This is a genomic window from Pseudomonas sp. CFBP13509 (assembly GCF_005233485.1).
Lineage (GTDB): Bacteria > Pseudomonadota > Gammaproteobacteria > Pseudomonadales > Pseudomonadaceae > Aquipseudomonas > Aquipseudomonas marginalis.
In genome coordinates, this window is record NZ_QGAA01000012.1 from 81,032 (window position 1) to 106,384 (window position 25,353).

A 25,353-nucleotide genomic window follows, 5' to 3' on the forward strand; every position below is an offset into this window, starting at 1 on the left:
GGCTTTCTTTTGGCCACGGTTAACTGTCGCCGTCGTCATAGGTTTCGCTGTCTTCCCCTTCGTTATAGGGGTTTTCTGCATCTTCCTTGGGCGCAGGCTGGGCCTGGGGTTGCCAACTGCCGGAGTTGACCTCGTTCTGCTTTTTCTTGGTGACCGGGCCGGTGTCTTTCCACTGCGGCGCTCCTGCGCCCGCCAGTGCCGGAAGGGACGTCAGCCCCAGGACGGCCAGCAACACCAGGGGAATGACGCGTTGAGCATTTCGCACGGTGATCTCCTTTGCAGTCGGTAGATAAACGCTAGACCCGATGCCGGGTTCTCGCCAATCTAACGGCTGGTGGAGAAAAAAATGTGGGGAGGGGCAAGCCCCCTACCACATTTTGTTTTCGGCGCTCAGACCTTAGTGGTGCTCGCGGGTCGCGCGGAATTTCACATCCGGCCAGCGCTCTTCCATCAGCGCCAGGTTGACCCGGGTCGGGGCCAGGTAGGTCAGGTGACCACCGCCGTCGACTGCAAGGTTTTCCACAGCCTTGTTGGAGAACTCTTCCAACTTCTTCTTATCGCTGCAATCGATCCAGCGCGCGGAGTACACGGTGATCGGCTCGTAGGAGCATTCGACCTTGTATTCCTCTTTCAAGCGGCTGGCGACCACATCGAACTGCAGCACACCCACGGCGCCGAGGATGATGTCGTTGCTGCGCTCGGGGAAGAACACCTGGGTGGCGCCCTCTTCCGCCAGTTGCTGCAGGCCTTGGCGCAATTGCTTGGATTTCAGCGGGTCACGCAGGCGCACGCGGCGGAACAGTTCCGGGGCGAAATGCGGGATACCGGTGAAGCCCAGCGCTTCGCCTTCGGTGAAGGTGTCGCCGATCTGGATGGTGCCGTGGTTGTGCAGGCCGATGATGTCGCCGGCGTAGGCCTCTTCGAGCTGTTCACGCTCGGAGGAGAAGAACGTCAGGGCGTCGCCGATGCGCACGTCCTTGCCGGTGCGCACGTGGCGCATCTTCATGCCTTTTTCGTAGCGGCCCGAGCAGATGCGCATGAAAGCAATACGGTCGCGGTGCTTGGGGTCCATGTTCGCCTGGATCTTGAACACGAAGCCGGTGAATTTTTCTTCCACCGGTTCCACGGTGCGCTCGTTGGCGACACGGGCAAGGGGCTTTGGCGCCCAGTTCACGACAGCGTCGAGCACATGGTCGACACCGAAGTTGCCCAGGGCGGTCCCGAAGAACACCGGGGTCAGCTGGCCGTCGAGGAATTCCTGCTGGTTGAACTCGTGACAGGCGCCCTGCACCAGTTCCAGTTGGTCGACAAAGCGGTCGTACTCGTCACCCAGGTGGGCGCGGGCTTCGTCGGAGTCGAGCTTCTCGATGATTTTCACATCGGTACGTTCGTGACCATGGCCGGCGGTGTAGACAATGATGTAGTCATCGGCCAGGTGGTACACGCCCTTGAAGTCGCGATAGCAACCGATTGGCCAGGTGATCGGCGCGGCCTTGATCTTCAGGACGGCTTCGATTTCATCCAGCAATTCGATCGGGTCGCGGATGTCGCGGTCGAGTTTGTTGATGAAGCTGACGATCGGCGTGTCGCGCAGCCGGCATACGTCCATCAGCGCAATGGTACGTGGCTCGACGCCTTTACCGCCGTCGAGGACCATCAGTGCCGAGTCCACCGCAGTCAGGGTGCGGTAGGTGTCTTCGGAGAAGTCTTCGTGGCCCGGGGTGTCGAGCAGGTTGACCATGTGGTCGCGATACGGGAACTGCATGACCGACGTGGTAATGGAAATACCCCGTTGTTTTTCCATTTCCATCCAGTCAGAGGTGGCATGGCGGTCGGATTTGCGCGATTTCACCGTGCCGGCCACTGCGATCGCCTTGCCCATCAGCAGGAGCTTCTCGGTGATGGTGGTTTTACCGGCATCGGGGTGGGAAATAATGGCGAAAGTGCGGCGTTTCGCGACTTCGGCGGCCTGGTGGGTCATGGGAAATCGCCTGGCAGGTGAGTCAAAAAAGGGCGGCGAGTATAGCGCAAACCGCAGGTGCCGGACCACCGTTCACCCCATTGGGGGTGGCTAAATGCTGCCAAGTATGGAACCTTTTAAAAGGTAGAGACGTCCACTCCCCTGCTACCGCACTCGTAACAGGGGCTGAAAAATCAGCAAGTTAGCCTGACGAGGCTGCGCTCATGGCTCGATTTGATACCGCGTTGCCGGTATTGGCGAGCTGCTTTTCGCGACCACATTTGCCGACAGCCAGGAATGGCACTGCCGCTCGGAAATGTGTTCGCCGACAAAAGAAAAAAGGAGTCCGCCTGTGGCTATTCGCTATGGCAAAGGGCTGATAGGAGGAGTGGTTGTCGTCGCTCTCCTGGCCCTGCTGGTCCACTGGATCGGCATCAACACGATCGAACTGTACCGCGACGATTTGTTGTTTTACCTGCAAGCTCATTTGATCCTGGTTCTAGTCTCCATGCTGGCCGCCCTCGTCGTGGGCATCCCCGCCGGTATCCTGCTTAGCCGACCAAACATGGTCGGGCGCGCAGAACGCTTCATGCAGATCTTCAACATCGGCAACACCGTCCCGCCCCTGGCCGTACTGGCCATCGCCCTCGGCGTCCTCGGCATCGGCAGTGGCCCGGCCATCTTCGCGCTGTTCCTCGCCTCCTTGTTGCCCATCGTGCGCAACACCTACGAAGGCCTCAAAAACGTTCAAGGCTCGTTGAAAGAAGCCGCCACCGGCATCGGCATGACCCCGCGCCAGGTGCTGTTTCGCGTCGAATTGCCCAACGCCGTGCCAATCATCATCGGCGGTGTGCGCGTGGCCCTGGCGATCAACGTGGGTACCGCGCCGCTGGCGTTCCTGATTGGTGCCAACAGCCTGGGCAGCCTGATTTTCCCCGGCATCGCCCTGAACAATCAGCCGCAATTGCTGCTGGGTGCCGCATGCACCGCGTTGCTGGCGTTGCTGCTCGACGGCCTGGTGACCATGGCCAGCCGCCTCTGGCTGGAACGCGGGTTGCGTCCGTCTTAAGGCTTGGCAAAGGAATACACATGAAAAAAATCACCTTGATACTGAGCTGCGTCCTGCTGTTTGCAGGTTTTGCGCAAGCTGCCGAAAAACCCGTGATCCGCATTGGCGCGCGGGTGTTCACCGAACAGACCCTGCTGGCCGAAATCACCTCCCAGTACCTGCGCACCAAGGGCTATGACACCCGGGTGACCGGCGGCCTGGGCAGCAACCTGGCGCGCAGTGCCCAGGAAAGCGGGCAACTGGACCTGATCTGGGAATACACCGGCGTGTCGCTCGTGGCCTACAACCATGTCGATGAGAAGCTCGACAGCGAACAGTCCTACGCCCGAGTGAAAGAACTCGACGCGAAAAAAGGCCTGGTCTGGCTGTCGCCGTCGCGCTTCAGTAACACCTACGCCCTGGCACTGCCGGAGAAAGTCGCTGAAGAACATCCCGAGATCAACAGCATCAGCGACCTCACCAAGGCCATGGCGGCAGATACCAAGGAACACCGCCTGGTGGCCCTGGACACCGAGTTCGCCAACCGCTCCGACGGCCTGGCCGGCATGGTCAAGCTGTACGACATGAACCTCACGCGCAAAAACACCCGGCAGATGGACGCCGGTCTGGTCTACACCGCCCTGCGTAATGGCCAGGTGTTTGCGGGCCTGGTCTACACCACTGACGGTCGTCTGAACGCCTTCAAGCTCAAGCTGCTGGCGGATGACATGCACTACTTCCCGGACTACACCGCCGCGCCGGTGGTACGTCAGGAATACCTCGACAAGCACCCGCAATTGGCTGCTGAGCTCAAGCCGCTGGCCAATCTGTTCGACGACCAAACCATGCGTCAGCTGAACGCGCGGGTCGACGTCGACCATGAAAGCCCCTCCGCTGTTGCCGCCGATTTCCTGCGCCAACATCCGATCAACTAAGAAGGAGAAGACATGGAATTCCTGAACGCCTTTTCCCATCTTGATTGGGCCCAGGTCCTGCACCTGACCTGGCAGCACATCACCCTGGTCGGTATCGCGGTCATCCTGGCGATTGTCGTCGGCGTGCCCCTCGGCGTGCTGATGACCCGCTTCCCGACCCTCGCCGGCCCCCTGCAAGCCAGCGCCACGGTGCTGCTGACCGTACCGTCCATCGCCCTGTTCGGCCTGCTGCTGCCGTTCTACTCCAAATTCGGCCAGGGCCTGGGGCCGATGCCGGCGATCACCGCCGTGTTCCTCTACTCCCTGCTGCCGATCATGCGTAACACCTACCTGGCCCTCACCGGCGTTGAACCGGGCATTCGCGAAGCCGCCAAAGGCATCGGCATGACCTTCGGCCAGCGCCTGCGCATGGTCGAACTGCCCATCGCCGTGCCCGTGATCCTCGCCGGCGTGCGTACCGCCGTGGTGATGAACATTGGCGTCATGACCATCGCCGCCACCATCGGTGCCGGTGGCCTGGGTGTACTTATTCTGGCTTCCATCAGCCGCAGCGACATGTCGATGCTGATCGTCGGCGCCGTGCTGGTCAGTCTCCTGGCCATCTTCGCCGACCTGCTTCTGCAATGGCTGCAACGCTCGCTGACTCCAAAAGGACTGCTCAAATGATCGAACTTCAAAACCTGACCAAGACTTTTCAAAGCAACGGCAAAACTGTTTCGGCCGTGAACGACGTAAGCCTGACCGTCAACGAAGGCGAGATTTGCGTATTCCTCGGCCCTTCGGGCTGCGGCAAGAGCACCACGCTGAAAATGATCAACCGCCTGATCAAGCCGACCTCGGGCAAGATCCTGATCAACGGCGAAGACACCACCGACCTCGATGAAGTGACCCTGCGTCGCAACATCGGCTATGTGATCCAGCAGATCGGCCTGTTCCCGAACATGACCATCGAGGAAAACATCGTGGTCGTGCCCAAGCTGCTGGGTTGGGACAAGCAGAAATGCCACGACCGCGCCCGCGAGTTGATGAGCATGATCAAGCTGGAACCCAAGCAGTACCTGCATCGCTACCCGCGTGAACTGTCGGGCGGCCAGCAACAGCGGATCGGCGTGATCCGCGCACTGGCGGCCGACGCCCCGCTGCTGCTGATGGATGAGCCGTTCGGCGCGGTCGACCCGATCAACCGCGAGATGATCCAGAACGAGTTCTTCGAGATGCAACGTGCGCTGAACAAGACCGTGATCATGGTCAGCCACGACATCGACGAAGCCATCAAGCTGGGTGACAAGATCGCCATCTTCCGCGCTGGCAAGCTGCTGCAGATCGACCACCCGGACACCCTGCTGGCGCATCCAGCCGATGAGTTCGTCAGCAACTTCGTGGGCCAGGACAGCACCCTCAAGCGCCTGCTGCTGGTGAAGGCTGAAGATGCGGCGGACAACGCCCCATCGGTGAGCCCAGAAACTCCGGTGGCCGAGGCCCTGGAGCTGATGGACGAAACCGACCGCCGTTATGTGGTCGTCACCTGTGCCGAGAACAAAGCGCTGGGCTATGTACGACGTCGCGACCTGCACCGTCAGACCGGCACTTGCGGCCAGTACCTGCGCGAGTTCAACGCCACGGCGGCGTATGACGAGCATTTGCGCATCCTGTTGTCGCGCATGTACGAGTTCAACCGCTCGTGGTTGCCGGTGATGGATGCGGAACGGGTGTTCCTGGGTGAAGTGACCCAGGAGTCGATTGCCGAGTACCTGAGTTCCGGTAAGTCCCGTGGGGGCAAGACCAGTATCGTTTCGCCGGCTGAAACAGCCTTGAGCTGACGCACAGTTAGACCCATTCACGTTGAAACGGCCCATCACTGCTCGAGGTTTCCACAACCCGGCAGTGCATGAGCCGAGTCAGGACGCTATAAGCCGCGCAAATCTCATTCTAACTAAGCCTTAAAGACTGTCAGAACTCACAGGTTCCTAGTATTTAGGAATAGGTTCCAATACCCCTCGACACATCGAAACGCTCTTGCACATAACGTCTTGAACCTACGAGGCTACCTATGAGTACGAAAGAATCGGCCACTCCAATCTCCGGGGAAAAACCCCGGGCCCCAGCGGAAATGATCATCGGTGGAATCGATGATCCACAGCGTGTCAAACGAGGCGAAGACTTCAAATTGACTATCGCTGCCCAGCTCGTGGACGAGCGCGGCACCGCGATTCCAAACGTCACCACAACCTGGAGTACAAGCACACCAGGGGCCACCTTCACATCAGGTCCGGGGCAATTGAACGGTACGCTGACGGTAAGGAATGTACAGATCAGTACCAACGTTTCATTTACCGTTTCCACGACTCAATACCCAAACATTAGGAAGACCCATAGCTTCAGCCTGATTCCGTTCTGACGGGTTGTTGGCTGACTGGCCCACACTGTTAGCCTTCGTGGCGAAGGCACTTGCTCCTTCGCCTCGAAAGCGCTGAAACGCCTTCAAATTTCCTCTTTTGGGGAACATCAATCCGTCACACCTGTCGGTTACATAAGTAGCTGCACGCCATCGCGCGACGAACGCGTGCAAAAACGCGACATTTTTAGTTGATCTATGGCCCCTCACGTCCTAAAGTTCGCGCCGAACGTCCATGCTGGAAACGATCCATCCGGCTCAAGTACTGACGACGAGACAGCAAGGCCAAGGGAAGCGACTATTCCCATGGCCTTTTTGCTTTCGGCGACATGCCTTGGGAAGTAGGCGAACCAAAGTGGGGATACGGAGGACGTTCATTTGCACCCATTGATCAATTTAGTTTGCCCTTAGGAGTTCCCAGCATGTCGATCAACGTCGAAGATTATTTCGCGCGCGCCACTTTTGACAAAATGAAGGCGTTCGCCGACAAACAGGAAACCCCGTTCGTGGTGATCGACACCGCGATGATCAGCCAGGCCTACGATGACCTGCGCGCCGGTTTCGAATTCGCCAAGGTGTATTACGCGGTCAAGGCCAACCCGGCCGTGGAGATCATCGACCTGTTGAAAGACAAAGGCTCGAGCTTCGATATCGCCTCGATCTACGAGCTGGACAAGGTCATGGACCGCGGCGTCAGCGCCGACCGTATCAGCTACGGCAACACCATCAAGAAATCCAAGGACATCCGCTACTTCTACGAGAAGGGCGTGCGCCTGTTCTCCACCGACTCCGAAGCCGACCTGCGCAATATCGCCAAGGCCGCGCCGGGGTCGAAAGTGTATGTACGTATCCTCACCGAAGGCTCGACCACGGCTGACTGGCCTCTGTCGCGCAAATTCGGCTGCCAGACCGACATGGCCATGGACCTGCTGATCCTCGCTCGTGACCTCGGCCTGGTGCCCTACGGCATTTCGTTCCACGTTGGCTCGCAGCAACGCGACATCAGCGTGTGGGACGCGGCAATCGCCAAGGTCAAGGTGATCTTCGAGCGCCTGAAGGAAGAAGACGGCATCCACCTCAAGCTGATCAACATGGGCGGCGGCTTCCCGGCCAACTACATCACCCGCACCAACAGCCTGGAAACCTACGCCGAAGAAATCATCCGCTTCCTCAAGGAAGACTTCGGCGATGACCTGCCGGAAATCATCCTCGAGCCAGGCCGTTCGCTGATCGCCAACGCCGGCATCCTGGTCAGTGAAGTGGTATTGGTTGCACGTAAATCCCGTACCGCCGTCGAGCGTTGGGTGTACACGGATGTGGGCAAGTTCTCCGGCCTGATCGAAACCATGGACGAAGCCATCAAGTTCCCGATCTGGACCGAGAAGAAAGGCGAGATGGAAGAAGTGGTCATCGCCGGCCCGACCTGCGACAGCGCCGACATCATGTACGAAAACTACAAGTACGGCCTGCCGCTGAACCTGGCGATCGGTGATCGCTTGTACTGGCTGTCGACCGGTGCCTATACCACCAGCTACAGCGCGGTTGAGTTCAATGGCTTTCCGCCGTTGAAGTCGTTCTACGTGTAAGACGGCCGCACACAAGAAGCCCATGACATGTCATGGGTTTTTTTATGCCTCAGGCAAGGCTCGCGGCCCGTTGGCGGAAGGCCTCGGCCAGCGCTCGAACCCGCGGATCACTCGCCGCCGCCAAGGCCTTGTGGGCTGTTCGCAGGAACTTGAGATTTCCGCCCGCCAGCGCCTTGCGCAACCACTCCAGCGCCGCCTCGACCTGGCCCCTGTCGGCCAACACCGCCGCGTAACTGAACTGCCCGCGAAAATCCCCGGCCTCGGCTGAGCGTCGATACCACTCCACAGCCGCCTCCAGGTCCCTCGGGCAAACCTGAGCGTCTTCCAGGTAGCGCCCCAGCAGGTTCATCGACTTGGCATGCCCCTGTTCTGCGGCTTGCCGATACAGGGCCAGCGCGTGCTGCGGGTTCTCGGCAACACCCCGGCCCGTCGCCAGCAGATTGGCATAGTTGTACTGGCCCCAATCCAATCCCGCGTCTGCCGCCAAGCGGTATTCCCGCGCAGCCGCCGCTTCGTCGATGGCACACCCCCAGCCATGCTCCAGGCAACGCCCGGCCATATTGCGCGCCATTAAATGCCCGCCCTGCGCCGCAATCTGGAACCACCGCAGCGCCAGCGCTTCATCGCGCGCAATACCGCGGCCTTCCAGCAGGATTTGCCCGAGCAAGGCCTGGGCATCCACCACGCCCTCCTTGGCCGCGATCAAAATCGCCTGGGCCGCGCGCACCGGCGAGTCGTCGAGCATGCCCTGCAATTGCTCAACGTTGAGCACTTCTTCGCGGCGCAATAAAAAGCCCATGTCAGACCTCGACCCAGCGACGCAACAGGTTGTGATAGGTGCCGGTGAGCTGGATCAACCCAGGGTGGTCGGGTACATCACGGCTCAATTGCTGGATGGCGCCGTCCATCTCGAACAGCAGGGTGCGCTGGCTGTCTTCGCGCACCAGGCTTTGGGTCCAGAAAAACGCGGCATAGCGCGCACCTCGGGTCACGGCGTTGACTTTGTGCAGGCTGGAGCCTGGATACAACACCATATCGCCGGCCGGCAACTTCACGCGCTGCAGGCCGAAAGTGTCCTGGATCTCCAGTTCGCCGCCGTCATAGTCGTCCGGGTCGCTGAAGAACAGCGTGGACGACAGGTCCGTGCGCACCCGTTCATGGCTGCCCCTGGCCTGGCGCACGGCATTGTCGATATGGAAATCGAAGCTGCCACCAGCCGTGTAGCAATTGAGCAGCGGCGGGAAGACCTTGTGCGGTAACGCCGCTGACATAAACAGAGGATTTTTCCACAACCGTTCGAGCATTGCCGCGCCGATCTCCTTGGCCAGCGGGTGGCCTTCGGGCAATTGCAGGTTGTGCTTGGCTTTGGCGGACTGGTGCCCGGCGGTGATTTTGCCATCGGCCCAATCGGCGGTTTCCAGGGCGTGGCGGATGCGCTGCACTTCCTCGCGAGAGAACAGGCCGGGAATGTGCAGCAGCATGGGGCAATACCTGTAGGCAAAGAGGCGCCAATGGTATTGATTCTTATCCGCCCTGTAAAACGCCGGAGACGAACGAGAACGTAAAAACCGTAAGGCAAAAGTGTAAAGAATGTAAATTCAGTGCGAATAGTAATGTATCGCAATTGATAGAAAGTCTTGTTCGCCCTATATTCCGCCGCCTCACCTCCTTGGGGAAAGGACACGTCATGTCGCGCACCACCACAAAAACACCTGTTGGCTCACCCCGTATGCTGGCTTCGGCCATCGGCGTTGCGCTCAGCGCCAGCTCTGTTGCCCATCTGGCGCAGGCGGCCGAAGACACTGAACAAAAAGGCCAGCGCAACAGCATCGCCCTCGGCGCCACCAGCATCACCGGCGAAGAACAGGACAACACCGCGTACCAGGTCGAAAAAGCCTCGTCGCAAAAATACACCGCGCCGCTGGTAGACACGCCGCGCTCGGTGACCGTGGTGCCACAACAAGTCCTCAAGGACACCGCCGCCACCTCGTTGCAGGATGCCCTGCGCACCGTACCGGGGATTACCTTCGGCGCCGGCGAGGGCGGCAACCCGCAGGGCGACCGTCCATTCATCCGTGGTTTCGACGCCCAGGGCGACACCTACCTGGACGGCGTGCGCGACACCGGCGGCCAGAGCCGTGAGATTTTCGACATCGAGTCCATCGAAGTCAGCAAAGGCCCGAACTCCTCCTTCGGCGGTCGTGGCTCGGCCGGTGGCAGCCTCAACCTGGTGAGCAAGACCCCGCAAGCCCGGGACTTCACCAACGGCGGCTTCACTTACGGTTCCGACCAGACCCGCCGCTATGTACTCGACGTGAACCGTCAGTTCCTCGACGACAGCGCCGCGTTCCGCCTGAACCTGATGAGCCACGAACAGAACGTGGCTGGCCGTGACGCGGTCAATTACGACCGCTGGGGCGTGGCCCCATCGCTGACCTTCGGCCTGGGCACCCCGACCCGCGTCAACCTCAGCTACTACCATATGGAAAGCAATGACCTGCCGGACTCGGGCATTCCGTATGGCTACAGCTCTTCGACCGCCACCACTCACGTGCACGACAAACCCACCGACGGCGGCGACAGCAATAACTTCTACGGTCTCAAGGACCGCGACTTCCGCAAGACCCGCGCGGACATCAGCACGTTCTCCATCGAGCACGACCTGAACGACGACATGACGCTGAAAAACACCCTGCGCCATGGCAGCACCGGCCAGGACTACGTGCTCACGCAGCCGGACGATAGCCAACGCAACGTCAACCGTTTCGGCACCGTGTGGCGTCGCGCGAACACTCGCGTCTCCACCACCACGACCACCACCAACCAGACAGATCTGTTCGGCAATTTCCAGGCGCTTGGCTTCAAGCACAGCTACTCCACCGGCCTGGAATTCACCGGCGAAGAAACCCGCGTCAGCGGTTACACCGTCACACCGAACAGCAACCCGACGTGCACCGTGGCCGGCGGCGGCCGGGGTGGACAGTGCACCTCGCTGAGCAACCCGAATCCGGACGACGCCTGGACCGGCAGCATCGCGCGCAATTACAACGGCACCAACACCAAGGCCACCAGCCGTGCCGCCTACGTCTTCGACACCATCGAACTCGATCCGAAATGGCTGCTGAACGTCGGCCTGCGCTACGACACCTTCGACACCGAAGCCAACACCAACGCCGTACCGACCTCGACGGTCAGGGCGCGCAGCAAGGTCAAGGACGACAGCCAGTTCTTCAACTGGCAGGCCGGCCTGGTCTGGAAGCCTTTGGAGAACGGCAGCATCTACACCTCCTACGCGACCTCGGCCTCACCGGCAGGTGGACTGGTGGGCGAAGGAGTCGACAGCAATGCGATTCCTACCGGCATCAACACCAGCGACCTCAAGCCCGAAGAAACCGTCAACTACGAGCTGGGCACCAAGTGGGACCTGTTCCACAACCGCCTGTCCCTGTCTGCCGCAGTGTTCCGTACCGAGAAGAAAAACACCCGCATCCTGGTGGACTCCAACACCTACGAAACGGCAGGCGAGTCGCGGGTCGATGGCCTGGAACTGTCCGCCAGCGGCAAGATCACCGAACAGTGGCAAGTATTCGCCGGCTACAGCTACCTGAAAGCCGAACTGGTTGACCCAGGCAAAAACGGCAACCGCCAGGGCGTCGTCCAGGCCGGTTCCAACAAAGGCAACCAAATGCCCAACACGCCGGAGAACTCGTTCAGCCTGTGGACCACATATAACGTGACCCCGAAGCTGACCATCGGCGGTGGCGCGTTCTACGTCGATCAGGTTTACGGCGATGCGGCCAACACCGTGTATGTGCCCTCCTACACCCGCTACGACGCCATGGCCAGCTATAAGCTGAGCAAAAACGTCGACCTGCAATTGAACGTGCAGAACCTGACAGACAAGACCTATTACGACAAAGCCTACGCCTCGCACTTCGCCAACCAGGCGGCGGGCCGCACGGCGCTGCTGTCCACAAGCTTCCACTTCTAAACGGTCAGCAGCCCACAAAGCCCCACGCATCGGATGCGTGGGGCTTTTGCATGTCAAACAGAATGTTTCTCGACAACCCACGGCATAATGCGCGCCGTGCCCTACATATTCAGATAGACGAGGCGGTCCGACGTGTTGAAGAAAACCCTGTTCCAGTTGCACTGGTTCTTCGGCATCACTGCCGGGCTGGTGCTGGCCTTGATGGGGATCACCGGGGCTGCGGTCTCGTTTCAGGATGAGATTCTGCGGGCGCTCAACCCGAGCGTGTTGAGCGTGGAGAAACGCGAAGCCGGCGTGCTGCCGCCCGCCGAGCTGGTGCGCAAGCTGGAAGCCACCGAAGGCAAGGCCGTGTCCATGCTGTGGGTGGAAAGCGAAAGCGGCAATGCCGCCCGCGTGTTCTTCACCCCGCCGCCGGGCGAGCGCCGTGGCCAGATGCGCTATTTCGACCCCTACACCGGCGACTACATGGGCGACGCGGTCGGCCAGGATGTACTCGGTTTTATCCTGCAACTGCACCGCTTCCTGGCCATGGGCGAAACCGGCCGGCAGATCACCGGCGCCTGCACGCTGATCCTGGTGTTCTTCTGCCTGTCCGGCCTGTACCTGCGCTGGCCGCGCCAGGTCGCCAACTGGCGTGCCTGGCTGACGCTGGACTGGCGCAAAAAGGGCCGCAGCTTCAACTGGGATTTGCATTCGGTGTTCGGCACCTGGTGCCTGCTGGCCTACCTGCTGGCGGCGCTGACCGGCCTGTCCTGGTCCTACGACTGGTACAGCCAGGGCCTGACCAAACTGCTGTCCGACGCGCCGCAGAATGAACGGATGCGCAAGCGCGGCCCACCGCCCGCAGGCCCGGCACCGGTGGCCAACTACGACGCGATCTGGAGCAGCATCTACAGCAACGCCGGCCCAGGCTTGAGTGCCTATAACATCCGCATGCCAGCCGTCGCCGGGCAACCCGCCATCGTCTATTACCTGCTCAAAGACTCCCCCCACGACCGCGCACTGAACCAGATCAACCTGGACCCGGCCACCGGCGAGGTCAAATCCCATGACACGTACGCCGGCAAAACTTTCAAGTCGCAGTTACTCACCAGCATCTACGCGCTGCACACCGGCAGTTATTTCGGCCTGGCGGGGCGCATTATCCTCACTGTCAGCTCGCTGCTCATGCCGCTGTTCTTCATCACCGGCTGGCTGCTGTACCTGGACCGTCGCCGCAAAAAGCGCCAGGTGCGCGACGCGCGCAAAGGCCTCAGTACCAACCACAGTGATGCCCCGGCCTGGCTGATCGGCTTTGCCAGCCAGAGCGGGTTTGCCGAGCAACTGGCCTGGCAGACCGCCGGGCAATTGCAGGCGGCCGGCCTGCCGGTGAAGGTGCAGCCTCTGGGCAGTGTCAGCCAGGACGACTTGCGCCAGTCGGAAAATGCGCTGTTCGTAGTCAGCACCTTCGGCGACGGCGAAGCGCCCGACAGCGCCCGCAGTTTCGAGCGCAGCGTGCTCGGCCAGGATCTGTCACTCAAAGGCCTGAACTACTCGGTACTGGCCCTGGGTGATCGCCAGTACCAACACTTCTGTGGCTTTGCCCGGCGCCTGCATTTCTGGCTGACCCACCAGGGCGGTAACCCACTGTTCGCGCCGGTGGAAGTGGACAGCGGCGACAGTGCCGCCCTGCTGCACTGGCAACAACAGCTTGGACAGCTGACGGGCCAGGCACCCGCCGCCGCCTGGCCGACCGCCCAGTATGAAAACTGGACGCTGAGCCAGCGCACCCTGCTCAACCCCGGCAGCGCCAGCTCGGACGTCTACCTGCTGGGCCTCACATCGCCATCGAAACAAAACTGGCTGGCCGGCGACCTGGTGGAAATCCTGCCGCGCAATTGCCCGTGGGCCATCGAGCACTTCCTCGAAGGCCTGGGGCTGATCGGCACCGACGGCGTGCTGATCGACGGCCTGCCACACACACTCAACCAGGCCCTTGCGACCCGCCAACTGCCGGACAACCGGGCGCACCTGGTCGGCCTGCACGCTCAAGCGCTGGTGAACGCGCTCGCGCCCCTGGGCATGCGCGAATACTCCATCGCCTCGATCGCCAGCGACGGCGTGCTGGAATTGATCGTGCGCCAGGAACGCCACCTCGACGGCAGCCTGGGTGTGGGCTCGGGCTGGCTCACCGAGCATGCGGCCATTGGTTCGGCGATCAGCCTGCGCTTGCGCCGTAACAGTGGCTTCCACCTGCCGGAGGCGCCGGTGCCATTGATCCTGCTGGGTAACGGCACCGGCCTGGCCGGTTTGCGCAGCTTGCTCAAGGCGCGCATTGCCGATGGCCAGCAGCGCAACTGGCTGCTGTTCGGCGAACGCACCATCGCCCACGACTACCTGTGCCGGGACGAGCTGCAAGGCTGGCTGGCCAGTGGTGACCTGGCCCTGCTGGACCTGGCGTTTTCCCGGGATCAGGAGGAGAAAATCTATGTGCAGGATCGCCTGCGTGAATCCGCCGATGTCCTGCGTAAATGGCTCGTGGACGGCGCGGCGATTTATGTGTGCGGCAGCTTGCAGGGGATGGCGACGGGCGTGGACCAGGCGCTGGTCGACATCCTCGGGAGTGAAGCAGTGGAGCGCTTGATCGAACAGGGGCGCTACCGCCGGGATGTCTACTGATGTGATCCAATGTGGGAAGGGGCTTGTCCTAATGCCGATCAGTTAAGAGATAGAACGGGCAAACAGTAACCTGTGGCGAGCGGGCTTGTCGAATCGTCGCACCGCCCGCGTTGGGCTGCGCAGCAGCCCCAATAAGAGCGCTGCAGTGTGCCAGGCAGGTCCGGGGCTGTGTTTTGGGGCTGCTGCGCAGCCCAACGCGGGGCAAGCCCGCTCACCACAGTTACAGTGTTCCTCCTTAACTGACTGGCATTAGGACAAGCCCCCTCCCACATTTGCATTGCATTGCATTTCAGGTCAGACCGGTTGCAGCTTCTGTTCGAATACCGAGACCCCGTCCAGGTCGCGCAAAATCACGGTCAACTCCGCTGTCTGCCCGTCAATCTGCACTTCGCCAAAAAACTGAAACCCGGCAAACGGCGAGGTGTTCTGCGCAGGCGGTGCCTTCTCGAACACCACCTCAGGGCCAAAGGTTTTATCCAAGGGATTCGGACCGAAGCTGCCCGCATTCAGAGGCCCGGCGACAAACTCCCAGAACGGCTCGAAATCCTGGAACGCCGCCCGATCCGGGTGGTAGTGATGGGCCGCGCAGTAATGCACATCCGCCGTCAACCACACATGGTTGCGTACCTTTTGCGCGCGCAGAAAGCCGAGTAATTCGGCGATTTCCAGCTCGCGGCCTTGCGCCGGGCCTGGATCATTATTGGCGATGGCTTCCCAGCGCGGCACGCCGGGGCTGACTTCGCCGTCGGGCACGCCGAGGCCGATGGGCATGTCGGCGGCGATCACCTTCCACCGCGCCTGGGAGACCTTGAGTTCGCGCTTGAGCCAGTCCAACTGCTCGCGGCCGAGGAAGGGTTTTTCACCGCCCAGGTTGTCATCGTTGGGGCCGCGATAGCTGCGCATGTCGAGCACGAATACATCCAGCAACGGGCCATAACTGAGCGTGCGATAAATCCGCCCGCCGCCGTCTGCGCTTTGCCGGCGCATGGGTGAATACTCAAGCCAGGCCTGGCGTGCGCGGCTCACCAAGGTGTTGATGTCCTTGGTCTGGTAGCGCTCGTCAAGTTGCTTGCCGGGCGACCAGTTATTCACCACTTCATGGTCATCCCACTGCCAGATCTGCGGCACCTCGGCATTGAAGCGACGCACGTTTTCGTCCAGCAGGTTGTAGCGGTAGTTGCCGCGATACTCGTCGAGGGTTTCGGCGACCTTGCTCTTGGCTTCGGTGGTGATATTGCGCCAGATGCGCCCGCCCTCGGTGGGCAACTGCGCGGGCACCGGGCCGTCGGCGTAGATGGTGTCGCCGCTGTGGATAAAGAAGTCCGGCAGGCGCAGGCGCATGGCTTCGTAGATGCGCATACCGCCGATGTCCGGGTTGATGCCAAAGCCTTGGCCGACGGTGTCGCCGCTCCACACAAACCGGATGTCGCGGCGTTGTTGCGGCACGCTGCGCAGGTGGCCGAACCACGGCTCGCTGGCGACGCCGGTCTGGGCGTCCTCAAAGTGCACGCGGTAGAAAATCGCCTGGTCGGCGGGCAGCCCGGTGAGTTCGACGCGGGCGGTAAAGTCGGTGCGGTTGTCGGCCAGGGACGAGACGAATTTGCGCGGGTTGCTGAACACGCTGCGGGTGTCCCACTCCACCACCATGCGCGCCGGGCGGTCGCTGCGGCTCCAGATCATCGCGCGATCACCGAGCAGGTCGCCGGACTGCACGCCGTCGGTGAGTTGCGGCCGGTCCTTGATCGACGCGATCACCGCCGGGGCCAGGCCCGGCAGCAGCAGACCGGCGCCGACGGCTTGCATCACACGGCGACGGCCGAGATCGAAGTGGCTCATGCAGGTGCCCTCTTGAGTATCAAAAGGGCCACTAAAGCATGCGCTTATGACACCGGTGCGACAGCAAGCTCCACCACTTCAGGACGCTTGATCAGCGCATACACCAAACCGGTCAGCAGGCTACCGGCAACGATTGCCAGCAGGTACAGCAGCGCATGGTTCATCGCATTCGGGATCACCAGCACAAACAGGCCGCCGTGGGGCGCCGCCAGTTTGCAGCCGAAGTACATCGACAGCGCCCCGGTCAACGCGCCACCGGCGATGCTGGCCGGGATCACGCGCAGCGGGTCCTTGGCGGCAAACGGGATCGCGCCCTCGGAGATAAAGCACATGCCCAGGATCATCGCGGCCTTGCCGGCCTCGCGTTCGGTCTGGGCGAACTTGCGTCGCGCCAGGAACGTGGCGATGCCCATGCCGATTGGCGGCACCATGCCCGCCGCCATGGTCGCGGCCATCGGTGCGCCGCTCTGTGCCGCCAGCAAGCCGACGGAAAACGCATACGCCGCCTTGTTGATCGGCCCGCCCAGGTCGACACACATCATGCCGCCCAACAGGATGCCCAGCAGCACCGCATTGGTGGTGCCCATGGTCGCGAGAAAATCGGTCAGGCCCGTGAGCATGCGCGCCACCGGCGGTCCCACCAGGTAGATCATCGCCAGGCCCGTGAACAGGCTTGCCAGCAGCGGAATGATCAGGATCGGCTTGAGTGCTTCCAGGCTCTGCGGCAACTTCACCACACGGGTGATCAGCTTGACGCAATAACCGGCGAGAAACCCGGCGAAGATCCCGCCGATAAAACCGGCTCCCAACGTGCCCGCCAACAGACCACCGATCATGCCGGGAGCAATCCCCGGGCGGTCGGCAATCGAGTAAGCGATGTAACCCGCCAGCAACGGCACCATCAGCATAAAGGCGCGGTCGCCGACGGTTTTCAGCGCAGCGGCCAGGGTGCCTTCCTGTTCAAACGCATGAATGCCAAACACGAACGACAAGGCGATCAGCAACCCGCCCGCCACCACCATCGGCAACATGAACGACACACCGGTCAGCAGGTGTTTGTAGACGCCGGTTTTTTCTTTCTTGGCCACGGCACCGCTGCCCGCACTTTCCACCGCGCCTTCGGCCAGGGCCTTGTTGAGGGTGGCCTCGGATTGCTTGAGCGCAATACCGGTGCCGCAACGGTAGATCTTCTTGCCGGCGAAACGCTCGGTGGCCACTTCGATGTCGGCCGCCAGCAGCACCACGTCGGCATTGGCGATGGCCTCGGGGCTCAACGGCGTACGCGCACCGACCGAGCCCTGGGTCTCGACCTGCAAGTCATAGCCCAGGCGCTTGGCGGTCTGTTGCAAGGCTTCGGCGGCCATGAAGGTATGGGCCACGCCGGTCGGGCATGCGGTAATCGCGACGATGCACGGGGCATGCTTCGACGCAGCCGCTGCCTGGCTGACGACATACTCTTGGGCTTCTTCAGCGCCCCGGCGCAACACCGCCTCGACATCCGCCAGCGCCTGGGCCGGTGTGCTCTGGAACACCCGCTTGCCGACAAACCGCTGCATATCCACCGCCGTGCTGCTGACCAGCAACACCCATTCGGCGGCGTCGATGGTGGCCTGGGACAACTGGCGCTCCGGGCGCTGTACATCCACCACCTCGACGCTGGTGCTCCAGCCCTGGCGTTGAGCGGCGGCGTCCAACAAGCGGGCGCACAGCACACTGGTGACCATGCCGTTCGGGCAGGCAGTAACAATGGCTAACTTCATGACAAACCCTCTTATTGTTCTGTCAGCGGGCGTACAGCGACGCCGCTTTCAAGACGCGCCAGCTGCGCGGCGTCGCGGATGCCGAAACCGATCTGTGTCACCGCCATGGCGGCAATTGCCGTGGCGCGACGCAGGGTTTGTTCAGGCGCTTCAGACTCAAGCAAACCATGGAGCATCCCGGCCAGCAGCGAATCGCCGGCACCTACCGTACTGGCCACCGTCACCTTGGGCGGCGTGGCATGCAGGGTGGTGGCCCGGCTGTACCAGCTCACGCCCGCGGCACCGTCGGAGACGACCACATGTTCAACACCCTGCTGATGCAGTTGGCTGATGACGTTGGTGGCATTGCCCAGGGCATCGGCGAGCTCTTCGGTATTGGGTTTGATCAACCACGGGGCCGCCTTGAGACCGGCACGCAGCGCCTCGCCGCTGGTGTCCAGGGCGACTTTCAAGCCCAGACGCTTCAGGTGTTCCAACAGCCCCTGCAACCACTGCGGGCTGACGCCACACGGCAAGCTGCCGGCGACGACCACCGCATCATGGCCCGGCGCAATGCGCGTCAATTGGTCGAGCAACGCTTGCTGCGCCTGCTCACTGACCAACGGCCCCGGCGCATTGATGTCGGTGACCCGGCCGTCCTGCTCGGCAATCTTGATATTGCTGCGGGTTTCGCCGGGCACGCGGATAAACGCGTCGGCAAAACCACGTTGTGCAATCAGCGCCTCGAAGGCTTGGGGATTGTCCTCGCCGAGAAAACCGCCCACGGTCACTTGATGGCCCAGGTCGGCCAAGACTTGCGCCACATTCACGCCCTTGCCGGCGGCATGGGTGAGCAGGGTTTCGCTGCGGTTGACTTCACCCGGTTCCAGGCGCGCCAGGCGTACCGTCAGGTCCAACGCCGGGTTCAGCGTCAGGGTCAGAATCCTTGCCATCTACACGGCCTCCACAAGGGCACGCACTTCGGCGGGCGAACCCACCGCCAGTGCTTTTTGCGCCAGGCCCTGGGCCTCGCTCAGACTGAATTCACGCACCCGCGCCTTCACTTCGGGAATGCTGCGGGCCGACACGCTCAACTCATCCACACCCAGGCCGACCAGCACCGGCACCGCCAGCGGGTCCGCCGCCAGTTCGCCGCACACGCCGACCCATTTGCCATGGGCATGGGCCGCACGCACGGTGATGTCGATCAGTTGCAATACCGCCGGGTGCAGGCCATCGGCCTGGGCCGACAAGGTCGGGTGGCCACGGTCGATGGCCAGGGTGTACTGGGTCAGGTCGTTGGTGCCGACACTGAAGAAGTCCACTTCCTTGGCCAGCACCGGCGCCAACAGTGCGGCGGACGGCACTTCGATCATGATCCCCAGTTGCAGGTCGGCCACCGGGATTTCCAGGCGCAGGCGTTCGGTCATGTCGCGGGCGGCACGCCATTCATCCACGCTGCCGACCATCGGGAACATGATGCGCAACGGGCGGTTATCCGCCGAGCGCAGCAGTGCGCGCAATTGCGCTTCCATGATCTGCGGGCGTTGCAGGGTCAGGCGAATACCGCGTACGCCGAGGAAGGGGTTTTCTTCCTCGGCAATCGGCCAATACGGCAGCGGTTTGTCGCCGCCCACATCGAGGGTGCGCACCACCAGCGGGCGGCCACCGAGGCCGTCGAGCACACGGCGGTACTCGGCTTCCTGGGTGGCTTCGTCCGGGGCTTGGGGGTGGGCCATGAAAATCAGTTCGGTGCGCAGCAAACCAATGCCTTCGGCGCCCTGCTCCACGGCGCTGGCCACACCGGCGCTTTCGCCGATATTGGCGAACACTTCCACGGCGTGACCATCACGGGTCAGCGCCGGTTCGTGGCGCTGGGCCGAGGCGGCCTGCAAGCGTTGCTCACGGGTATCGCGCTCGACGGTGGCACGTTGCAGGGTGGCTGCATCGGGGTCTACATGCAGGCGACCGCGCTGGCCATCCAGCAACAACGGCGTGCCGGCGGCCAGCAGCAATACCGCCGGGCCGGCACCGACCAACGCGGGAATACCGAGGGCCCGCGCGACAATAGCGCTGTGGGCCGTCGCGCCGCCGCGGGCGGTGAGGATGCCGGCGACGCGGGCCGGGTCCAGGCGCGCGACGTCGGAAGGGCCGACTTCGTCCATCACCAGGATGTAGGCCTCGCTCGGTTCCTGGGCGGTTTCAACGCCGCACAATTGCGCCAGCACCCGGCGACCGATGTCGCGCAGGTCGGCGGCGCGCTCGGCAAGCAAGGCATCCTGCAACGATTCCTGCTGCTTGGCGGCGGCTTCGATCACGCTCATCCACGCCGCTTGTGCGCTTTCACCTTGCTTGAGACGGGTGTCGACTTCGTCGGTGAGTTCCGGGTCGTCGAGCATTTCCTGGTGGGTGATGAAAATCTCGCGGATGGCTTTGGCCTGGCTGCGTTCGATCAGGCCCTGGATATCCCGGCGCACATCGGCCAGGGCATCTTGCAGGCGCTGGCGCTCAATGGCCGAGGACTCGCCGCGCAAGGGGTAATCGAACACCTGTTGAATCTGGATATGTGCAGGGCCAATGGCAATGCCCGGCGCCGCGGCGATGGCCTGGAGCTGGCTGCCGGCCTGTGGCGCGCTGATCACTGGCGCAATATCAAGGGCTTCGGGCTGTGCGCTCACGGTCGGCAGTGGCTCGACCTCTTCGCCCAGGCCCTCTTCGACGGCGGCCAGCAGCGCGGGCAACGCATCGCCGGCAATCGTCGGTTCAGCAACAAATTCCAGCACCTGGCCACGCCGGGCGCCAAGGCTCAGCAGCTTGCTCAGGCTCTTCACCGACACGGCGCCTACCGGGCCGTCAACGATGCGCACGCGGATGTCGCCTTCAAAACTTTTGGCCAATTGCGCGAGGATCTTCGCCGGCCGTGCGTGCAGGCCGTGGGCGTTAGCCAGGGTAATGCGGGCGCTGGGCCAGTCAGGTGGCAGCTCACCGCCGAGCACTTCGAGCACCGCGCGGCTGCTGGTGGCGCGCCCCAATTCCTGGCCACGGCCTTCAATCAACAAGGCGCACAAGCGTTCAAGCAAGGCCTGATGGGCTTCACCCAGGCTGGCCAGGCAGAACAGGCCGTTAAGGGGCTGGCCGAGATAGCGCATGGGCTTGTCGGGCGTAACAAACGCCAGGCCCGGGCGCTTGACCGTCTGCTCGCTGTGCAGCCACCACAGGCCATCACCCAGGGGCAACGCATCGACCTGTTGCAGCACTGCGGCAAACCCATTGCTGACGCAATCGGCCTGGCGCAGCAGGCGTGCGCCTCTCCAGACAAGCTCTTCGAAGTCATCGGCAGACACGCCCAGGCTGATCATCTGCGCGTCCAGCGCCAGCTCCTGAGGTGCGCCCTGCAGCAGTTTCAGCAAGGCTTCAGCCGTGCCGGCGCGACGCAGCGCCTGGCCCAGGTCGGTTTCACCGAGGGCGCGGGTGAGCAGTTGCAGCAGGCGCAGGTGTTCGTCGGATTTGGCGGCAATACCAATGGCCAGGTACACAATCTGCCCATCGCCCCAGTCCACGCCTTCGGGGAACTGCAACAGGCGCACGCCAGTGGAAAACACCTGGTCGCGGGTTTCGGGGGTGCCATGGGGGATGGCAATACCTTGGCCAAGAAAGGTCGAGCCTTGGGCTTCACGGGCTTGCAAGCCGCTGAGATACCCCTCGGCGACCAGCCCATCAGCCACCAGTTTGTCAGCGAGCAGGTGCAGGGCAGCAGATTTATCCACAGCCACCTGGCCCATGGAAATCTGCTCTACAGTGAGCTCAAGCATGCCGTTCTCCTAGTTAGTGCGATGGACGCACTAGGTATTGTTTTGAATAAAACAGTGTAATGGTGTTCCGGGACAGCTGACTGAGTAGTCAATTGGCAGTAGGTACTCAGTAGCTAACGTCGTAAAAATACGCTGGCTGAAACGTTTAATCTAGAATTTATGGCAGGTTACGCGTTAATTGCGCATCCTTGAAGGACCACTCGGCACTTGAGCTGAGACATTAGTCGTGTGCAGGAATCGGTTACGATTGGACAAAATGTCGGGGCGAGCTCCAAAAAACAAGGAAATCCCGGTTTGAAACTCAGTGATATCGCACGTCTGGCCGGTGTGTCCGTGACCACCGCCAGCTATGTCATCAATGGCAAAGCCGCACAGCAACGCATCAGCAGCGCGACCGTCGAGCGCGTGCGTGCCGTGGTTGAAGCCCATGGCTTTACGCCCAACCCCCAGGCCGCCGGGCTGCGCAGCCGGCATACCCGTACCCTGGGGTTCATCCTCCCGGATCTGGAAAACCCCAGTTACGCACGCATCGCCAAGCTGCTGGAGCAAGGTGCACGGGCCCGCGGCTATCAGTTGCTGATCGCCAGTTCAGACGATGAAGCCGAGAGCGAGCGCCAACTGCTGCAACTGTTCCGCGCCCGCCGTTGCGACGCGCTGTTCGTCGCCAGTTGCCTGCCGGCCAGCGATGACAGTTACCGCGAGCTGCAAGCCAAGGGTTTGCCGGTGATTGCCATCGACCGGGTGATGGGGGCGGACCAGTTCTGCTCGGTGGTCAGCGACGACCGCCAGGCCTGCCAGCAACTGACCAGCAGCTTGCTGCAACCGTTGCCCAAGCAGATCGTGCTGATTGGCGCGCGGCCCGAGCTGAGCATCAGCCAGGAGCGTGCGGCCGGTTTCCGTGAAGCGCTTGACGGTTTCACCGGCGAGGTCATCGTCGAACACGGCGAAGCCTTCAGCCGCGACTGTGGCCGACAGCTGATGGAGCAACTTCTGCATCAACTGGGGCACTTGCCTGACGCCTTGGTGACCACGTCCTACGTGCTGCTGCAAGGCGTGTTCGACGCACTGCATGACTTCCCGCTCAAGTCACGCCCGCTGCGCCTGGGCACGTTTGGTGACACCCAGTTGCTGGACTTCCTGCCGCTGCCGGTCAACGCCATGGCCCAGCAACATCAGCTGATTGCCGACACCGCCCTGCGCCTGGCCCTGGCCGCCATTGAAGAAGAACAGTACCAACCGGGCGTGCACGCCATCGGCCGGACCTTCAAGCAGCGTATCCACGAGGCCTGAGCGTGGAGCTGATCGACACCCACACCCACCTGGACTTCCCGGACTTCGACAGCGATCGCCGGGAAGTCCTCGCCCACAGCCGTGAGTTGGGCGTGCGGCGCATGGTGGTGTTGGGGGTGTATCAGCAGAACTGGCAGCGGCTGTGGGATCTGGTGCAGGCGGATGCCGGCTTGTTCGCGGCCTTTGGCCTGCATCCGGTGTACCTCGATGAGCACAAGCCCGCCGACCTGACGGAGTTGGGAGACTGGTTGACCCGCCTCCACGGCCATCGACAGCTCTGCGCGGTAGGTGAGATCGGCCTGGATTACTTTGTTGAACAGCTGGATCGCGAAGGCCAGCAAAGCCTGTTCGAAGCCCAGCTCAAACTGGCGGTGGACTTCCAACTGCCGGCGCTGCTCCACGTACGCCGCAGCCACGCGGCCGTGATCGCCACGCTCAAGCGCATCCGCCTGCCACGGGGCGGCATCATCCACGCGTTTGCCGGCAGCCGGGAAGAAGCCCACGAATACATCAAGCTCGGGTTCAAGCTCGGCCTGGGCGGCGCAGCCACATGGCCCCAGGCCCTGCGCATGCATAAAGTGCTGGCACAGCTGCCGTTGAACGCGGTCGTACTGGAAACCGACGCCCCCGACATGGCGCCGGCCATGTACCCGGGCCAGCGCAACAGCCCGCAGCACCTGCCGGCGATCTGCACCGCCCTGGCCGAGCGCATGGGCACCAGCCCCCTAGCGCTGGCCGAGGCGAGCACACGCAATGCGTGCGAGCTGTTCAATTGGTAGTACCGGGGTCACCGCTTGCAGGTTCAAGGTCATTCGCTGCCGATGACGGACATAGCGCAGCACCAGGAAGTGCACCAGCAGCACCATCAATGACACGTTGAGCTGCCCGACCACACTGATCAGGCCAATCCACTCCGTCACCAGCGCCACGATCAGCACCACACACGTCAGCACGGCCATGCTCGGGCGTACCAGCGCCCAATGGTCCAGCGCCTTGAAATGTCGCAACTGCCGGGGGCAGTTCAGCTCCAGGACGCGCTGGCAATACGGGCAATCAAAGGGTTCTTCAATGGCGATGGCATTTAACTGCCAAGGCTTGAGTTCGAACGTGATGTCGCAATGGGCGCAGTGCCCCTTGACGCCGACTGCAGTGGTCATTGTCATGCCTCCCTTGGACCTTGATTGAGTGACACAAATTTTCACTCATTCACCCGCGCAAAAAAGGTACTTCAGGAAATCAGGACAGGCACTACACCAACCCAAGACCAATCCTACACCACCGCCTTACACACGAAAGGCCCCGATCAGTTGCTTCAACTCGATCACCTGTATCGACAGCTGCCGGCTCGCCGCTTCAGTCTGATGCGCGCCTTGGGCAGCATGCTCGCCGGCACGATTGATTTCGACGATATTCTGGTCGATGTCATGGGCGACGGCGGTCTGCTGCTCCACCGCTGCGGCGATCTGCTGATTCTGATCGACGATCATGCCCACGGCACCGAGGATATTTTCCAGGGCTTGCTGGACCTTGTCCGACTGTTCCACAGTGCCGCTGGCCATTTCATGGCTGGTGCCCATGGCCTTCACGGCTGCGGCCACGCCGCTGTGCAGGCGGCTGATCATTTGCTCGATTTCTTCGGTGGAATGCTGGGTCCGCCGGGCCAGGGTTCGCACCTCGTCGGCCACCACGGCAAAGCCGCGTCCCTGCTCACCCGCCCGTGCGGCCTCGATGGCCGCATTGAGTGCCAGCAGGTTGGTCTGCTCGGCGATGCTCTTGATCACCTCCAGGACGCTGCTGATGGACTGGCTGTCGGTGGCCAACTGGTTGATCACCCTAACCGACTGGTCGATCTCCGAGGCCAGCCGCGCAATGCTGCCCTGCTGGGATTGCACCAGGCCACGGCCATTGACGGTTTCATCGTTGACGCTGTGGGCACTGCTGACCGCCGCCGCGGCACTGCGCGCCACTTCCTGGGCGGTGGAGGACATTTGGTTCATGGCCGTCGCCACCTGCTCAATCTGCATGCGCTGGCCAGAGACCGCCTGATTGCTCCGGGCCGAGACCGTTTCCACTTGGCCGGCCTGCAACTCGACCTGGCTGACG

At 62.1% G+C, this 25,353-nt stretch carries 20 protein-coding genes; 10 read left to right on the forward strand and 10 right to left on the reverse strand.

The window, feature by feature from the left end:
• Window positions 1–19: 19 nt before the first annotated feature.
• Together PspCFBP13509_RS20270 and PspCFBP13509_RS20275 are read right to left on the reverse strand one after the other, a co-directional pair.
• Window positions 20–265 (reverse strand): hypothetical protein, encoded by a 246-nt coding sequence (locus tag PspCFBP13509_RS20270; RefSeq protein ID WP_065924323.1) that lies wholly within the window; start codon window positions 263–265, stop codon window positions 20–22.
• A gap of 132 nt (window positions 266–397) precedes the next feature.
• Window positions 398–1,981 (reverse strand): peptide chain release factor 3, encoded by a 1,584-nt coding sequence (locus PspCFBP13509_RS20275; protein ID WP_137212595.1) that lies wholly within the window; start codon window positions 1,979–1,981, stop codon window positions 398–400.
• Window positions 1,982–2,276: 295 nt separating this feature from the next.
• Here PspCFBP13509_RS20275 and PspCFBP13509_RS20280 point away from each other — a divergent pair, with 295 nt between their 5' ends.
• From PspCFBP13509_RS20280 to PspCFBP13509_RS20305, 6 genes are all read left to right on the forward strand, one after another.
• Window positions 2,277–3,029: an ABC transporter permease gene (locus PspCFBP13509_RS20280; RefSeq protein ID WP_244653856.1), complete on the forward strand. Its 753-nt coding sequence runs from the start codon at window positions 2,277–2,279 to the stop codon at window positions 3,027–3,029.
• Window positions 3,030–3,049: 20 nt separating this feature from the next.
• On the forward strand, window positions 3,050–3,943 hold the full coding sequence (locus tag PspCFBP13509_RS20285) for a glycine betaine ABC transporter substrate-binding protein (RefSeq protein ID WP_137212596.1): 894 nt from the start codon (window positions 3,050–3,052) through the stop codon (window positions 3,941–3,943).
• A gap of 12 nt (window positions 3,944–3,955) precedes the next feature.
• Entirely contained in the window at window positions 3,956–4,609 is a 654-nt protein-coding gene (locus PspCFBP13509_RS20290) for an ABC transporter permease (protein WP_027604864.1), read from the forward strand.
• Window positions 4,606–5,763: an osmoprotectant ABC transporter ATP-binding protein OsmV gene (locus tag PspCFBP13509_RS20295; RefSeq protein WP_137212597.1), complete on the forward strand. Its 1,158-nt coding sequence runs from the start codon at window positions 4,606–4,608 to the stop codon at window positions 5,761–5,763. Before PspCFBP13509_RS20290 ends, PspCFBP13509_RS20295 begins: the two co-directional genes overlap by 4 nt.
• Window positions 5,764–5,993: 230 nt before the next feature.
• Window positions 5,994–6,341, forward strand: a complete 348-nt coding sequence (locus PspCFBP13509_RS20300; RefSeq protein ID WP_137212598.1) for a hypothetical protein — start codon at window positions 5,994–5,996, stop codon at window positions 6,339–6,341.
• Between the two features lie 419 nt (window positions 6,342–6,760).
• Entirely contained in the window at window positions 6,761–7,924 is a 1,164-nt protein-coding gene (locus PspCFBP13509_RS20305) for a type III PLP-dependent enzyme (RefSeq protein WP_014716890.1), read from the forward strand.
• A gap of 49 nt (window positions 7,925–7,973) precedes the next feature.
• On the opposite strand, the gene PspCFBP13509_RS20310 is transcribed toward PspCFBP13509_RS20305, so the two are convergent.
• Together PspCFBP13509_RS20310 and PspCFBP13509_RS20315 are read right to left on the reverse strand one after the other, a co-directional pair.
• On the reverse strand, window positions 7,974–8,723 hold the full coding sequence (locus PspCFBP13509_RS20310) for a tetratricopeptide repeat protein (protein ID WP_137212599.1): 750 nt from the start codon (window positions 8,721–8,723) through the stop codon (window positions 7,974–7,976).
• A 1-nt stretch (window position 8,724) separates the two neighbouring features.
• Window positions 8,725–9,405 (reverse strand): Fe2+-dependent dioxygenase, encoded by a 681-nt coding sequence (locus PspCFBP13509_RS20315; RefSeq protein ID WP_065947104.1) that lies wholly within the window; start codon window positions 9,403–9,405, stop codon window positions 8,725–8,727.
• Between the two features lie 206 nt (window positions 9,406–9,611).
• On the opposite strand from PspCFBP13509_RS20315, the gene PspCFBP13509_RS20320 reads away from it, so the two are divergent.
• Together PspCFBP13509_RS20320 and PspCFBP13509_RS20325 are read left to right on the forward strand one after the other, a co-directional pair.
• Window positions 9,612–11,915, forward strand: a complete 2,304-nt coding sequence (locus tag PspCFBP13509_RS20320; protein ID WP_137212600.1) for a TonB-dependent receptor — start codon at window positions 9,612–9,614, stop codon at window positions 11,913–11,915.
• 132 nt (window positions 11,916–12,047) lie between these two features.
• Window positions 12,048–14,573: a PepSY domain-containing protein gene (locus PspCFBP13509_RS20325; protein ID WP_137212601.1), complete on the forward strand. Its 2,526-nt coding sequence runs from the start codon at window positions 12,048–12,050 to the stop codon at window positions 14,571–14,573.
• A 294-nt stretch (window positions 14,574–14,867) separates the two neighbouring features.
• Here PspCFBP13509_RS20325 and PspCFBP13509_RS20330 read toward each other — a convergent pair whose 3' ends face one another.
• From PspCFBP13509_RS20330 to ptsP, 4 genes are read right to left on the reverse strand one after another with little or no spacing between them, the layout of a single operon-like run.
• Complete coding sequence (locus PspCFBP13509_RS20330; RefSeq protein ID WP_137212602.1) at window positions 14,868–16,409, reverse strand: alkaline phosphatase D family protein; 1,542 nt, start codon at window positions 16,407–16,409, stop codon at window positions 14,868–14,870.
• Window positions 16,410–16,453: 44 nt separating this feature from the next.
• Window positions 16,454–18,169: a PTS fructose-like transporter subunit IIB gene (locus tag PspCFBP13509_RS20335; RefSeq protein WP_137212603.1), complete on the reverse strand. Its 1,716-nt coding sequence runs from the start codon at window positions 18,167–18,169 to the stop codon at window positions 16,454–16,456.
• A gap of 11 nt (window positions 18,170–18,180) precedes the next feature.
• A complete protein-coding gene (gene pfkB, locus PspCFBP13509_RS20340) occupies window positions 18,181–19,101 on the reverse strand; it encodes a 1-phosphofructokinase (RefSeq protein WP_065924095.1) in 921 nt (306 codons plus the stop codon).
• On the reverse strand, window positions 19,102–21,960 hold the full coding sequence (gene ptsP / locus PspCFBP13509_RS20345; protein WP_137212604.1) for a phosphoenolpyruvate--protein phosphotransferase: 2,859 nt from the start codon (window positions 21,958–21,960) through the stop codon (window positions 19,102–19,104).
• A 294-nt stretch (window positions 21,961–22,254) separates the two neighbouring features.
• On the opposite strand from ptsP, the gene cra reads away from it, so the two are divergent.
• Window positions 22,255–23,250 carry a catabolite repressor/activator gene (gene cra / locus PspCFBP13509_RS20350; protein ID WP_065924093.1) on the forward strand — a complete coding sequence of 332 codons (996 nt, stop codon included), beginning with the start codon at window positions 22,255–22,257 and terminating at the stop codon, window positions 23,248–23,250.
• 2 nt (window positions 23,251–23,252) lie between these two features.
• The gene (locus PspCFBP13509_RS20355) at window positions 23,253–24,029 is read left to right on the forward strand and encodes a TatD family hydrolase (RefSeq protein ID WP_137212605.1); all 777 of its coding nucleotides are present in this window, start codon (window positions 23,253–23,255) and stop codon (window positions 24,027–24,029) included.
• On the opposite strand, the gene PspCFBP13509_RS20360 is transcribed toward PspCFBP13509_RS20355, so the two are convergent.
• Window positions 23,976–24,407: a hypothetical protein gene (locus tag PspCFBP13509_RS20360; protein ID WP_065924091.1), complete on the reverse strand. Its 432-nt coding sequence runs from the start codon at window positions 24,405–24,407 to the stop codon at window positions 23,976–23,978. The two genes, PspCFBP13509_RS20355 and PspCFBP13509_RS20360, sit on opposite strands and share 54 nt — an antisense overlap.
• 126 nt (window positions 24,408–24,533) lie before the next feature.
• Window positions 24,534–25,274, reverse strand: coding sequence for a methyl-accepting chemotaxis protein (locus PspCFBP13509_RS32220; RefSeq protein WP_370737678.1), 741 nt, complete (start codon window positions 25,272–25,274; stop codon window positions 24,534–24,536).
• Window positions 25,275–25,353: the final 79 nt, after the last annotated feature.